We start from the raw sequence: 13,992 nt of genomic DNA on the forward strand, positions 1-13,992 counted from the left end.
AATTACGTGTCGATGTTGTTCTCAGTTTCGTTCGGGATGTCCAAGTGGTGTTGCGCCTTTTAGCAGCGGTTGAGCCGCATTGGGCCTCCCGGGGAACTCCCCTTCTAAGCCACGAGGGGTTCCCCTACCACATCGCTACGGATCAATAGAATTCGATCTTGTCCTCTGGATGGACCTTGACGATCGCTTTTTTCCAACTCGGCATTTGGCCGATGATGTTGCGGAAGCGGCGGCGCTTGCCCTTGCGGTTCTGGGTGCGGACTTCGAGCACCCGGACCTGGTACATCTCCTCGACGGCGGCTTTGATCTGAATCTTGTTGGCCGCAGGATGCACCTGGAAGCAGTAGGTGTTGCGGTGCTCGCTCAGGTGGGTCCCCTTTTCGGTGACTAAGGGACGGAGGAGAACCTGGTACGGGCGCAATTCCAGTCCCGGCTTGCCGTGAACGCAGGGGCGGCGCAGGGCCAGCTTGCGCAGGTATTTTTTCGGATGGGGTCGAGTGCGTGCCATGATCGACGGCCTCAGCTTCGCGTTCGGTTCAACTCAGGTCGCTGGATTCTCTTCCCTACGGTTAGTTCGTTTCCCTATCGGGGCACCAACGTCAACATTAACTCATTGATTTCGATGACATTCGGTTTGAAATCCCTGCATGTCTGAGTTTTTGGCCTCATGTTGTTGCGGCGGCTCGCTCCGCTTGGTACTTTTGGAGGAGGGCTTGCAGGGCGGCGCGGGACAGCAGCAGCCGTTTGTACCGCAGGACGGTGTAGCAGTTGAATTCCGCCACCGGCAGGACGCGAACGCCGGGCAGATTGCGGGCGGCCCGGTAGATCATATGGTCCAGTTGCGGCGTGCCAATCAGGACGGTGGTGTCGCGCAGGGTGAGGCGTTGTTCACGGGCCTGTTCGCCTTCCCCCACGGTCCGTGTGCCGATGGTGATGCCCTGGAGCAGGGCGGCCATCTCCCGCGTTTTGGGGGCGGGCAGGGAGAGATCATCCAGGAGCACGACTTCCTCATCCACGAACTTGGACAGGATGGCCATGCGGGTGGCGGCCCGGACGGCTTTTTTCGGCAGATGGTATTCGTAGTCGCGCGGTTTGGGTCCCTTGGCTGTCCCACCGCCGCGGCGCTTGTTGGTGCGGATCGAGCCGACGCGGGCATAACCGGTGCCCTTTTGGCGGAAGAGCTTGCGGGTACTTCCTGCCACTTCTCCACGCCGCAGGGTGTGATGGGTACCGGCCCGCTGGTTGGCCAGATACATCAGCACCACATCGTGCATGAGTTGGCGATTGATCTTCCCTCCGAAGAGGGCGGGATCGATCTCCACGGTGTCGACCGCCTGTCCCTGGCGATCCAGAACCGGGACGCGCAGGATGCCGGTGACCTCCCGAATCAACGGGGGAACGTTCGGCGATTCCGTCGATGGTGTGGAAGCACTCATGATCTTATCACCTGTAGCAGCGGTCCTGCCATCTCCCGGCGGAGATGCCGCTATTGGGCAAGGGGTGCCTGGCAGCTATTCGTGTGATTCGTCCCCATGCCCGCGGCGAGACAGAACCTCGTTGTAGCGAAAGACCAACCGCGTGGCCGTGTTGGTTTTCTCAACCCTCCGCATCGTCGAATGAGCGGAACTCCGTCGCCGCCCCGCGTCTGTGCTCCACGGCAAAGACCGCACGACTCGATCTACCGCCCGGACAATACGCGGATTTTGACATCGACTCCTGGCGGCAGACTCAATCCTTTGTTCAATGCCTCGATCGTCTTCTGCGTGGGGCGCAGGATGTCGATCAACCGCTTGTGGGTACGGATTTCAAACTGTTCGCGGCTTTCCCGATCAATGTGCGGAGAACGGAGCACGGTGTAGCGCTCGATCCGGGTGGGCAACGGGATAGGCCCGCGCACTTCGGCGTTGGTCTCCCGTGCGGTTTGAACGATCTCCGCGGCGGTGCGATCGAGCACTTCGTGATCGTACCCTTCCAGCCGAATGCGAATGCGTTCGCGGTACATAGCCGCCACGATGCCGCCTCCTCACAAGACCTCGAACCGTCCCGCGATCTCGAACCGTACCCCGTCTCCTCGGGTTGATGATGCCAATCCTCGCCGTCGGGGCCAGAGCCGTTTTGGGGGAACACCCCGGCGCGCGTTGAGGCGGGGGTTCCCACGCCGCAGCGCCCTCAGGACCGGGAAAGTATTTGGATAGCTAGTGGGAAGGGGATCGTCAAGGACCTGTGTTGGAAAAGTCCCGGATTTCCTTCTGAGAGAATCCTAACCGGTCAGCGAGGAGGTGGAGTCTCCCCCCTGCTGTCCATGTTCCAAAGTCGGGCGGGTCTGCAAAGTCGGGCTGTGGTCAGGCCGAAGCTATGCGATCGGGCGGGCAAGGGATGGGGACCGGGATCAGCTCCACAATTGGCTCCCCAAGTGATCCACCGCCTGGAGCGAGTCCAGGCGGCGTGGTCGCAGGAGAGTTGCGGAAGATTGCAATTCAAGCACGAGACCGCAGGGATGGCGTTTAGCGGTGGGATGGAGAAGTTGCGGCCAATTTCTGGAGGGCGAGTTGAGCCGCCAAGCGGACTTGTTCGTCGCCATCTGCCTTGGCCTGGTGCAGGTAGGCCAGGAAGGCCGGGTCCGCGTGGCCGAGGCGGGCGAGTTCATCGATACAGCAGGCGCGTACGAACGGTGCCGGGTCCCTTTGGCACACCTGAAACAGGAGGTTTTTGACTGTCGGTGTCGCGCCATGAGGGCTGTCGGCCAGAGCGCGAGCTGCCAGAGCACGGGCACTGGGTGCTACAGCGTGTTGCAGGGCGTGGGCATAGGGTTGCAGGTCTCGTGCAGCCGGCGGCGGAAGCTCAGCCAAAAGCGTGCTTACGTGCTGGGCACTGGCCGGAGCAATACCGCTCTTCGGCATCCCTTGTGACAGGCCGCCGCCAGGAGGCACAGGAATCGTGATCGGCGGAATGGGGGGGACATCCGGCACCGGAGCGGTCGGAACGCTGGGAGCCGGCACGGGAGGAACATTCGGAACCGGCGCCGGAGCAGAAGGTGTGGGTTGGGGGAGCGGATTGGCCGTCGCGGGGGTGGAGGGCAGGGGAGGAACGGACGGTACGGCGGGTGGTATCGCCGGTTGGGCACGTGGCGGTTCCGGCGTCGCGGTTGGAGAAGGAGAAGGCGGCACCTGCGGGCGCTGGGGCATGGCCAAGGGGAACGTCGAGGGTGGTGCAGGGGTGTTGCCAGGCGGCGGCCGGAGAGTGGTAGCGCCTGGTGCTACCGGGATTTTCTCCGGGGAACGTCCGTTGGAACGCGAGCTGCCGGCGCCCAGAGGCGGAAGCAAACCCGGTGGGGGAGGCGGATTGTCCAAGGAGGTGTCCTTCTTCCGCCCGCCGAATAGGCGTTGGAACAAGCCGGGCCGCTTCTCCGCATCGACCGCCGTCCCCTGGCGTTCATTGCGAGCATCGGAGCTGCCAGAGCGGAACCAATTCAACAACGGCCGATTGGAACGGCTGGATTTGTCCCTCCCGCTAGTGGAAGGGGAATTGGAAGTCGGAGGCGGGGGCGGCAGAGGAATGCTTCCCCCCTTGCCAGGACTCAGCTTCCCGCTTGACTTCTGGGGCGGCAGATGGGAACTCGGCGGGTCCAACAGATTGAATACCTCGCCGGTCTTGAGGTCGCGGACTTCGGACAGATACGAGCCGTCGGGCTGCCGTTCGGATTTGAGGACTTTGACGGTGCGATCCCGGCCATCGTGGAATCGCAAGGTAATCACGTCGCCCACTTTGGGGGGTGGGGGAGGCGCTTCCATACGCCCGCCCTGGGCCCAAGCCAAACCCGCTGCCGCCGCCATACCACCCATGGCCAGCAACCAACCCCGTCGGAATAACCAGCGGAATAACCAGCGCTTCATATGATCCACTCCGTGAAAGCAACGGAGAACGCTTTTGCCGCAAAAACCGTCAATCTGAAGCAACCCGCGGGGGGCTTCCCTGCCGCACGCCGCGGAATTTTCTCGTGAGGAAGTCTCCCTGTTACGCTCCACGATTCAGGAAACTTATGGGGGAGCTTCCTTGCTCCACCCCGCTTGTCAGATGCAGCCTGGCTCGTGGAGCTAGGAAATATATCGACAGCGCGAGTGGAGCGGGATGAACAGAAAAATCAGCTTTCCCTGGCAAAAGCGGGAAGGTCGAAACTCAGACGTAAAGGGTTAGAGCGGCGAATCGGCGGAACATAAATAAGGCTGGAAACACCTGAGAGGACGTAGCGATCGTTCCAAACGGCATCGCTTAGTCGAATCGTTAGACCTTTCCTATGCAGTGAGCCGGCCTGATTCCAGCTCTGGGGTCCAATTTGCGGGTAGAAGTGGATGGTGTAGCCATCGGATGGGAGCCATTCTGTGGGAATATCGGGGAGCGTAACCGCGGGATGCTGGGGCGGAGGGCAGGCTTGGGGGGGATTTCAGCCAGCACTTACCGGCAAAGGGGTTGGGGCCGGTGCTATGCAGGAGCAGTGCCCTGTAAGGGCTGGGCGTCAAGATCGCTAGAATCGGCCGGTTCTATCGGGTTGAAATAGTTTATCTGGGCAACTCCCCTCTTGCCCGTCGGCCCATTCCTTAGCATGCTGTTTATCATCGGCAGTAGTGGATTGCTATAGGCCGGCCAGCCCCGCGTGATCGGTTCGGGAGCGTGTGGAGGTCGCTTTGCTTCCCGCCTTGTATGCCGCAACCCTGTTTGTGGGCGCCGCCACGCTCTTTTTGGTGCAACCCCTCATCGGTAAGCTGCTGTTGCCGTTGTTAGGGGGGCCGCCGGGAGTCTGGAACACCTGCATGGTGTTCTTCCAATTTTTGCTCCTGGCAGGCTATTTGTATGCCCACCATTCCATCCGGGCGTTCGGCGTTCGCCGCCAAATCGCCTTGCATGCCGTACTACTGCTGTTCGTTTTGGCCTTTTTCCTCGGTGCGGTCTTTTTGAGCGGAACGCCGGTGCCGGTGTGGGCCGCGATTCTTCCGGAGGATCAGGATTATCCGATCTTGCCGCTGGTAGTGCTTTTGGCCATGGCGGTGGGGGCGCCGTTTTTCCTGTTGAGCACAAGTTCTCCGGTGTTGCAGCGCTGGTATGCCGCCACGGATCACCACACCGCACGAGACCCGTATTTTCTCTACGCGGCCAGCAATGCGGGGAGTCTGGTCGGCCTGCTGGGCTACCCGTTGATTTTGGAACCGGCTTTGACGTTGCAGCAGCAGCAATGGGTCTTCTTGGGCGGCACGGTTCTGTACATGCTGCTGGTGGTCGGCTGCGCGGGTGTGGTGCTGGGACGCCGGCGTGGAGCAGGGGAGGGACTGGCGGGCCTGCCGCTGGACCCTAAGGCGGCGGGTGCTGCTACACCTCCGTTGCCGCGGCCACGCCTGCTGCGCTGGGTGTTTTTGGCTGCGCTGCCCTCCTGCTTGCTGCTGGGCGTGACAACCCACGTTTCGACCGACTTGGCTCCCGTACCTTTGTTGTGGGCGGTGCCACTGGCGTTGTATCTACTCAGCTTCATCGTCGTTTTCTCCCGTTGGCCCCTGACGTTACACCGGTTGATCGGGCGGATCACCCCCGCTTTGCTTCTTTTCGTTGTGCTGACCTTGCTGTTGCAAGCCTCGGAGCCGTTTTGGCTGGTCGTGCTGCTTCACTTGGGGGCGCTGTTCGGCGTGTGTCTTATCTGTCATGGGGAGTTAGCCTGGGATCGGCCTCCGGCGGAGCACCTGACGGCTTACTACCTGTGGATGTCGTTGGGGGGGATGTTGGGAGGCGTGGTGGTGGCTTTGATTGCGCCTCTCGTCTTCCACAAGCTGGGGATGGTGGAGTACCCCTTGGCGTTGCTGGCTGCCGCTTTGGTCCGGCCGCGCTGCATGGAGTCTGGCACCTCCCGGCCTTGGGAAGGGACCGATTTGCTCTATGTCCTCATGCTACTGGCGATGGCCGTGGCCCTGGTTCTGGGAGTCTCCAATTGGTGGGAACCGCCTCACGAGGCCGATCCGACCTGGTATACGACCTACCGCTGGGTCCGCGGGGGGCTGATCTTCGGCATTCCGGCAGCGGCAGCATTTGCCCTGGCGCGCCGGCCGGTGCGGTATGCTTTAGCCTTAGGAGCGCTCTTTCTGGCCGGTACGTTCGACCGCGGTGAATTGGGGCGAACGCTCCACATGGAGCGGAACTTTTTCGGGGTGGTGCGCGTTACGCTGTCACCGGATGGACACTTCCGGCGCCTGGTGCACGGCAACACCATCCACGGACAGCAGCGGACCGATGATCCGCCGGAGCGCCCGCGCCCCATGACCTACTATCATGCCAAAGGGCCGATGGGGCATCTGTTCCAGCATCTGCCAGCCCAACGCTTGCGGCGGGTGGGAGTCATCGGCTTGGGAACGGGTGCTCTAGCCGCCTATGCCCAGCCCGGACAGGAATGGACCTTCTTTGAAATCGATCCTGCGGTCGTGCGCATCGCTCAGGAGTATTTCGGTTTCCTCGCTGCCTGCCGGGCCGACCGCTGTGACATCGTCTTGGGAGATGCACGCCGCCAACTCCAACGCCGACAAGATGACACCTTCGACCTGCTCATTCTTGACGGCTTTTGTTCCGACGCCATTCCCATCCACCTGCTGACGCGGGAGGCCTTCGAGCTGTATTTCCAAAAACTCGCTCCAGGGGGTGTGCTTGCCGTTCATATTTCCAACAACCATCTTGATCTGCCGCCATTGGTCATGCGGATCGCTATGGATATCGATTCCCAATTGGCTGTCCGTTACTGCTACGACATTGCCAGTGACGAGCAGCGGGCCGACGGGAAAACCGATTCCCAATGGATGCTCCTGGCCGAACGGGAGACGGACCTGGGCGTGCTTGCCCGCAGTCCCTACTGGCAGAAGGTGCCCTGGACGCCTGGCCCCATCTGGCGCGATAATTTTGCGAATGTCCTGCGGGTCTGGAAGAAACGGGAGGATTGAAACCTCGCGTACCCTCCGCCCGCGATGCCGTGCCTCTCCCTGCGCGCTTCGAGCCAGCTATATAACGTCCGTAAGCTGTTCCACGCTTGGGAAACGTGCGGGAATCGGCTGAGGCGATTGAGGCTTGCTGAAGCCAACAATGAGCCTGACGCCGTCTCAACCGAGGGATCCTCAACAAGGTCTATTGGCGATGGGATGTGTGGTATCCCATACAAAATGGGTTGTCGAAGGAGTTTATCGTGCCGCAGCGGGTGACAATCGGTAAAGTGGGGGACATTCCACCAGGTGGCAGTGTGGTGGTCACCTGGAACAATAAGGACATCGCAGTTTTTCACGTGGACGGGGCTTATTACGCCATCGATGATACGTGTCCCCATCAGGGGGCGTCGCTGTCCGGCGGCCACATTGAGGATGGCTGCGTGGTTTGTCCCTGGCATGCCTGGCGCTTCCGGTTGGCCGATGGAGCCTGGGCCGACAATCCCCGCGTCAAAACCGGATGGTATCCCGTCCACGTCGTCGGGGATGAAATCCAACTGGAAGTTCCGGACTGACCTTGCCCTGCCATCGTCCCAATATCTGTGGCATGCTGGCCGGGGATCGGAACGCCCTTCCTGGGGCGCTGCCCTAACGTTGAACGGCCCCAAATCACCCATCCCCCTTCATCCCGGCAGATTGCGGGGGGTGGGCAAAAGGAGATATTCCATGCACGGGGGGATCCAGTCGTTTGGAACGCTTGGCTTGCTCGGCGGCTTCGTCACTCTGGTGACGGCAGCAGGAGCTTCCGATCCCACAGCGGGGAAAAGGACGGGAACGCCGTATGCCGAAATTCGCGTGCTCGATGCGGACAGCGGGCGGGGAGTCCCCTTAGTTGAGTTACAAACAGTGCATCATGTCCGCTTCGTCACGGACAATGCCGGGCGGATCGCCGTTGGAGACCCGGATTTGCTCGACCGCGAGGTTTTCTTTTATGTACACAGTCACGGCTATGAAGTCCCCAAAGACGGGTTTGGATTCCGCGGCGTGCGCTTGACCTTGCAGGCAGGCCAGCCATCGGTCATCCGTCTGAAGCGGCGGCAGATTGCAGAACGGCTGTGTCGCTTGACCGGCGAGGGGTTGTATCATGACAGTTGGCTTTTAGGTTACCGTATCCCGCAGGCCCCGGCGGGCGGCCAAGAGGCAGTAGCGGCGGGGCGTCGAGGTCGGGGCCAAGTCGCCGGTCAGGATTCCGTCCAAGCGGCCCTCTACCGCCAGCGCATCTTTTGGTTCTGGGGAGATACCAATCGCTTGCTCTATCCGCTGGGGTTGTTCCGCACCGCGGGGGCCTCCACGCCGTTGTTCAAGGAAGACTTCGATCCTGCGGAAGGCATCCCATACGAATACTTCACCGATCCCAGCGGTTTTGCCCGGCCCATGATACCGTATCCCCAACGTCCCGAGGGTGTGATCTGGATCGACGGCGTGTGCGTTGTGCCCGATGAGCAGGGCCAAGAGCGCTTGCTCTGTCACTATTCCCGCCGCAAAGGACTGGCTGAGGAACTGGAACATGGGATCGCTCTGTGGAACGATGACCAGCAGATTTTCGAGCCAGTGCGGGAATTGCCGTTGGCGGAGCGTTGGCGGCACCCCTTTGGCCACGCAACCCGTTGGGTCCACGAGGGCGTCCCCTACTTGCTCTTCGGTAATCCTGCACCGGTGGTGCGCGTGCCGGCTCGGTATCAAGCGGTGCTAGACCCCCGTCAGTACGAGGCGTTCAGTTGTGCGAGCGGAGTCAAAGACGGCAAGCCGGTGGGGCCGCTGCGCGATGACCAAGGCCGCCTCCAGTGGCGCTGGCAGAAAGAGTATCCCCCTGTGGATGCCCAGACAGAATGGCGCTGGCTTCAGACAGGGCGCCTGCAAGCGTCCGAGACCCGCTTCTGTCCAGCGGATCATTCGCGTCCTTCCCAGCGCATCCATCTTCATAACGGCACAGTCCGGTGGAATCCCTATCGCCAGCGCTGGCTGCTGATCGCAGGGCAAATCGGCGGACAGGATTCGCTCCTCGGCGATGTCTGGTATGCGGAGGCAACAGAACCGACTGGACCCTTCCGCCAAGCGATTCGGATCGTCCAGCATGAGCGTTACAGCTTTTACAACGTGTGCCACCATCCGTTTCTGGACCGGCAGGGCGGGCGCTTCATCCATCTGGAGGGCACCTACACGGCCGAGTTCTCCGGCAATCCTATCCGCACTCCGCGTTACGATTACAATCAAATCCTCTATCGTGTGGACCTGGACCATCCCGGTCTGCGGGCTGCTCGCGACAACTGATTCACTTCGTGAACAGGGGGGATTCTGCGCTTCCTGCCGACTGGGGGCAGGGGTGGCTGAGAATCCCTGAAGCACCGCCCATGGCAGCGGCGAAGGTTGCTATAAAAGACGTGAAACGGCCTGTTGCCCAAGGCGACGTGTGGAACAGCGGCGGATGCTAAATGTGGAGGAATCGATGCCTTTACCCTATCATCAGCGGACCCATACCTGCGGCGAGTTGCGGGCGCACCATGCGGGTCAGGAGGTAATTCTGGCCGGGTGGGTGGCGCATCATCGGGACCATAAAGGCATGGTCTTCGTGGACCTGCGGGACCGCTACGGCATGACCCAGTTGCGCTTCGGGGATGAAACCCCGCGCCCCGTGCTGGAAGAGGCCCGCCGACTCCGCAGCGAATGGTGCATCTGTATTCGGGGAGTCGTCGCCCATCGCGGCGAAGGGAACGTCTCGCCTCGCTTCTACACCGGCGAGCTGCCCACCGGAGAGATCGAAGTCGTGGTGCAAGAGCTGGAAGTTCTCAGCGAATCCCCCCCGCCTCCCTTCGAGATCAGCGACTACACCAGCGCGAATGAAGAAATCCGCCTGGAGCATCGCTATTTGGATTTGCGCCGCCCCAGTTTGCAACGCAACTTCCTCATCCGCCATCGCGTGGCCAAGACCCTGCGGGACTACTTCGACGCCCACGGCTTTGTCGAGCTGGAAACGCCCTTTCTGACCAAAAGCACGCCGGAAGGTGCACGGGATTTCCTCGTGCCGAGCCGGCTGCATCCCGGCAAGTTTTTTGCCTTGCCCCAAAGCCCCCAACTGTTCAAGCAGCTTTTCATGGTCGCGGGCTTCGATCGCTATGTCCAAATCGTCCGCTGCTTCCGGGATGAAGACCTGCGGGCCGACCGTCAGCCGGAATTCACCCAACTGGACCTGGAGATGAGTTTTGTCCAGACCGACGATGTCATCCGCATGGCAGAGGGAGCGATCGCCGCGGTCTTTGCTCAAGTGCTTGGTTATGACATTCCCCGGCCGGTGCCGCGCTTGTCGTACCAGGAGGCGATGGATCGCTTCGGCATCGATCGGCCGGATACCCGCTTCGGCTTGGAGTTGCAGAATGTTTCCGACCTGGCGGCCCAAACCGAGTTTGCGCCCTTCCGGCAGGCTGTGGAGAGCGGCGGCGTAGTCAAATGCATCGTCTCGTCGGACCCCGGCGGCAAGGTGCTGACCCGCAAGACGATCGATACACTGGCCGAGGAGCTGCGCGGCATCGGCGCTGGCGGATTGCCCTATGCTAAAGTGGCGGCGGATGACCAGGGCGCCCCGAAGCTAGAGACGGGCATTGCCAAGCATCTCGCTCCCATCGCGGCGGACCTTCTTCACCGCGTCGGGGCGAAGCCCGGAGATGTGCTCTGGTTCATGCCGGGGAACTATACCGCGGTCAGCAAATATCTGGCTTACCTTCGGCTGCGCTTGGGCCAGTTGCTCAACCTCATGCCCGCCCAACAGTGGAACTTCCTTTGGGTCGTGGACTTTCCCCTTCTGGAATGGGACGAAGAAGAGAAGCGCTGGGTCTCCGTCCATCACCCCTTCACTTCGCCGCAAGACGAGGATTTGCCCCTGCTGTTCAGTGACAATAGTCAGCACTGGGGCCGGATCCGTTCCAAAGCCTACGACCTCGTGCTCAATGGCGTCGAATTGGGCGGAGGCTCGATCCGCATCCATCGGGCGGACGTTCAGCGCCGCGTCTTCCAGCTCCTGGGCATCGGGGAAGAAGAGGCCCAACAGAAGTTCGGCTTCCTACTCCAGGCTCTGCGCTACGGTCCACCCCCTCATGGCGGGCTAGCCTTCGGCCTGGATCGAATTGTCATGATGCTGACCGGGGCATCTTCTCTGCGGGATGTTATTGCCTTTCCCAAGACGCAGCGCGGCACTTGCCCGCTCACCGGCGCTCCCAGCACCGTCGCCGAAAAACAACTGGCTGAATTGTTCCTCCGCACCATCACTCCAGGAAAGTGAGGCCGGTTACCCCTGGCAACTGATGGGTTGCCGCCCTCTTTCCTCTACGGATCGGGAGGAGCCTGTCCCTCCTCGCCCGATGTCCCCTGCTTGCTCAACGTCTGCTCCACCGGCAGGAATGAATCCCTGAATCCCTCTGCTGAACCAGGAATTTTTCGCTCCTGAAGGAGAAGGGTTGGTAATACTGTCGAAATTCCCGCCGCATTCACGTCAGGAATGATCTACATTTCACTCGAAGCTGAGCGCAAGTCGCGGGGAGCGGCAAGCACCAGCAGATTGGCGTGGGACCCTCGCCGGACTATGGTCGGGGAATGAATACCTGGCCGTGTTTCCATCCTCAGGAGAGTCGATGGTGACCACTGCCGGACGTATCGGGTGGTGCGCGGTAACGCTGCTTTGGGTGGGATTGGCGGCTTATGGCTTCGGCCTGTGGTCCGCCTATGAACAACGGCCCGGTGAAATCCCCGATGCCGCGGACGGCACGGCCTCATTTAGCGGCCCCACAGGTGTTTGGCGTGTGCTGATGTTCGTTCATCCCCATTGTCCGTGTTCCCAGGCCAGCGTGCTGGAATTGCGGCGTTTGCTGCACCAATTGGCCGGAACCGCGGCAGTTGGGTCGGTGCAAGCCGTGGTTTTCGTGGTGCGTCCTCCCGATGCGCCTGCCGGGTGGGAACAGGGGGAATTGCTCCACGATCTGTCAACAGACCCAGAGGTGTCCGTGGCGCTCGACTCCGGCGGTCAGGAAGCCAAGCGCTGGAAGGCAGCCACTTCCGGCCATGTGATTGTCCTCGATCCTCAAGGGCGGCTACGTTTCCGCGGCGGGATTACTCCAGGACGGGGACAACAAGGGAGCAGCCTGGGAAGTCAGCGAATTATGCAGATGATTCAGGAAGCTTCCCGTTCAGTCGGAGTTGACGGCAGCCGGGCGTTCGAGAGGGACGGGAAGAAAACCTCAGGTGAACCCATGCAGGTGGTGGTGACGGCTCCTGTTTATGGCTGCCCCCTGTGGACACCGGGAAGCGAGGGGAGCGGCAGAGGTCTTGCAGGGGATGATCCAGAAGAGGCCCGCGGACAGGCATCAGACCGCCGGCATGAACCATTTTGACCGAGTGCGTCCGGTATACTAGGCCATTCCCGGAGTTGGAGCTATGGAACTTCGCGATTCCGCGTCCGTAGAGGGAAAGGCATCGGCAGGTCGAGAAGAGTGCGAAGGCGGTCCAGATCGGTTCGCGTCTCCAGCCGAGCGACCAACTTCTGGCGGACGGGAGCGCCGCGTCGAGGAACTGGTCGCTGCGGAACTGTCCCTGATCCACCGCCGGACGGATCGGCTATTTGCGGGCTTGCTGGTCTGCGAGTGGCTTGCGGCGATCGCCTTGGCCATCTGGGTGGCCCCGTGGACCTGGGCGGGGGTGGAAAGCCGGGTCCATCCTCATGTCTGGGGGGCGAGCTTGCTCGGCGGGTTGATCGTCAGTTTGCCTTTGATCTTCGTGCTCTTGCATCCGGGTCAGGTTTGGACTCGTCATGTGATCGCGGCAGCCCAAATGCTCATGTCGGCGTTGCTCATCCATCTCACGGGAGGAAGAATTGAGACGCATTTCCATGTCTTCGGTTCCCTGGCATTTTTGGCCTTCTATCGAGATTGGCGGGTCTTGATCACGGCCAGTGCGGTGGTAGCGGCGGATCATTTCCTGCGCGGCTGGCTTTGGCCGGAATCCGTGTATGGTACCGCTTGGGGGGCGAGCTGGCGCTGGCTCGAGCACGCCGGCTGGGTTCTGTTTGAGGATATCTTTTTGATTTACGCTTGCGTGATCGGGGTGAAGGACCTGCGCGTGGCCGCTCATCGGCAGGCCGCGGTGGAAGAGGCCCACGCCGCTGTGGAGGAACAGGTGCGGCAGCGAACGCAACAGCTTCAAGAGGCGATGGCCGTGGCGGAAGCCGCACGGGCCGCCGCAGAAGCCGCCAATGCCGCCAAAAGCGCTTTCCTGGCCAACATGAGCCATGAAATTCGTACCCCCATGAATGGCGTGCTGGGTATGACGGAACTGCTCCTCGAATCCGAATTGACTGCCGAACAGCGGGAAGGACTCAACGTCATCAAAAGCTCCGCGGAAACACTTTTGGCCGTGATCAATGACATCCTGGACTTCTCCAAAATCGAGGCGGGGCGGCTGGACCTGGACCCAGTTCCTGTGCTGCTGCGCGATCTCATCAGCGATACTTTGCGCGGGCTAGCACCGCAGGCCCATAGCAAGCGCCTGGAATTGACCTGCGATGTGGCCGCCGAGGTGGCCGATACCGTCTGGGTGGATCCCGTGCGCTTGCGGCAGGTGCTTATCAATCTGGTCGGCAATGCCATCAAATTCACCCCTCAGGGCGAGGTGTCGGTCCGCGTGGCATTGGTGGCGGCGGAAGGCGAGGTCCAGCGGGTACGCTTCAGTGTCAGCGACACAGGTATCGGCATCCCTCCAGACAAGTTGCAAGCCATTTTCCAGCCGTTTACTCAAGCGGATGGTTCGACTACTCGCAGATATGGCGGGACGGGTTTGGGTTTGACCATCTGCGATCGGCTCATTCGGATGATGGGCGGGCGCATTTGGGTGGAAAGCACGGTGGGGCAGGGAAGCACCTTCCACTTCGAGATCCCCTTGCGCCGCGCTCATGGTTCGATCGAACGGCGTATGATAATCCCCGTCGATTTGACGGACCTGCCCATCC

10 protein-coding genes are annotated in these 13,992 nt (G+C 61.2%); 6 read left to right on the plus strand and 4 right to left on the minus strand.

All coding sequences use genetic code 11. The annotated features are described in order from the left end of the window. Positions 1–142 precede the first annotated feature (142 nt). The 4 genes from rplW to H0921_RS18135 form a co-directional block, all read right to left on the minus strand. Complete coding sequence (gene rplW / locus H0921_RS06045; protein ID WP_194537121.1) at positions 143–508, minus strand: 50S ribosomal protein L23; 366 nt, start codon at positions 506–508, stop codon at positions 143–145. 157 nt (positions 509–665) lie between these two features. After that, entirely contained in the window at positions 666–1,436 is a 771-nt protein-coding gene (gene rplD / locus H0921_RS06050; RefSeq protein WP_228499050.1) for a 50S ribosomal protein L4, read from the minus strand. A gap of 242 nt (positions 1,437–1,678) precedes the next feature. Then, positions 1,679–2,002: a 30S ribosomal protein S10 gene (gene rpsJ, locus H0921_RS06055; RefSeq protein WP_194537175.1), complete on the minus strand. Its 324-nt coding sequence runs from the start codon at positions 2,000–2,002 to the stop codon at positions 1,679–1,681. Positions 2,003–2,504: 502 nt separating this feature from the next. Beyond that, entirely contained in the window at positions 2,505–3,893 is a 1,389-nt protein-coding gene (locus tag H0921_RS18135) for a HEAT repeat domain-containing protein (protein WP_194537122.1), read from the minus strand. Positions 3,894–4,682: 789 nt separating this feature from the next. On the opposite strand from H0921_RS18135, the gene H0921_RS06065 reads away from it, so the two are divergent. The 6 genes from H0921_RS06065 to H0921_RS06090 form a co-directional block, all read left to right on the plus strand. Then, entirely contained in the window at positions 4,683–6,968 is a 2,286-nt protein-coding gene (locus H0921_RS06065) for a spermidine synthase (protein WP_194537123.1), read from the plus strand. 239 nt (positions 6,969–7,207) lie between these two features. Then, on the plus strand, positions 7,208–7,519 hold the full coding sequence (locus tag H0921_RS06070; protein ID WP_194537124.1) for a Rieske (2Fe-2S) protein: 312 nt from the start codon (positions 7,208–7,210) through the stop codon (positions 7,517–7,519). A 151-nt stretch (positions 7,520–7,670) separates the two neighbouring features. Further along, on the plus strand, positions 7,671–9,275 hold the full coding sequence (locus H0921_RS06075) for a hypothetical protein (protein WP_194537125.1): 1,605 nt from the start codon (positions 7,671–7,673) through the stop codon (positions 9,273–9,275). A gap of 175 nt (positions 9,276–9,450) precedes the next feature. Continuing rightward, positions 9,451–11,277 (plus strand): aspartate--tRNA ligase, encoded by a 1,827-nt coding sequence (gene aspS / locus H0921_RS06080; RefSeq protein ID WP_194537126.1) that lies wholly within the window; start codon positions 9,451–9,453, stop codon positions 11,275–11,277. A gap of 349 nt (positions 11,278–11,626) precedes the next feature. Then, entirely contained in the window at positions 11,627–12,382 is a 756-nt protein-coding gene (locus H0921_RS06085) for a thioredoxin domain-containing protein (protein ID WP_194537127.1), read from the plus strand. Positions 12,383–12,425: 43 nt separating this feature from the next. Beyond that, positions 12,426–13,992, plus strand: a 1,567-nt coding sequence (locus H0921_RS06090; protein WP_261345453.1) for a hybrid sensor histidine kinase/response regulator, incomplete at its 3' end; no start/stop codon positions are given.

This window comes from Thermogemmata fonticola (assembly GCF_013694095.1).
Classification (GTDB): Bacteria; Planctomycetota; Planctomycetia; order Gemmatales; family Gemmataceae; genus Thermogemmata; species Thermogemmata fonticola.

What these genes read in the sequence shown, in the direction of transcription:
- aspS (WP_194537126.1), top strand. Translation starts at nt 9,451, where the DNA reads ATGCCTTTACCCTATCATCAGCGGACCCATACCTGCGGCGAGTTGCGG.
- H0921_RS06075 (WP_194537125.1), top strand. Translation starts at nt 7,671, where the DNA reads ATGCACGGGGGGATCCAGTCGTTTGGAACGCTTGGCTTGCTCGGCGGC.
- rpsJ (WP_194537175.1), bottom strand. Translation starts at nt 2,002, where the DNA reads ATGTACCGCGAACGCATTCGCATTCGGCTGGAAGGGTACGATCACGAA.
- rplD (WP_228499050.1), bottom strand. Translation starts at nt 1,436, where the DNA reads ATGAGTGCTTCCACACCATCGACGGAATCGCCGAACGTTCCCCCGTTG.
- rplW (WP_194537121.1), bottom strand. Translation starts at nt 508, where the DNA reads ATGGCACGCACTCGACCCCATCCGAAAAAATACCTGCGCAAGCTGGCC.
- H0921_RS18135 (WP_194537122.1), bottom strand. Translation starts at nt 3,893, where the DNA reads ATGAAGCGCTGGTTATTCCGCTGGTTATTCCGACGGGGTTGGTTGCTG.
- H0921_RS06085 (WP_194537127.1), top strand. Translation starts at nt 11,627, where the DNA reads ATGGTGACCACTGCCGGACGTATCGGGTGGTGCGCGGTAACGCTGCTT.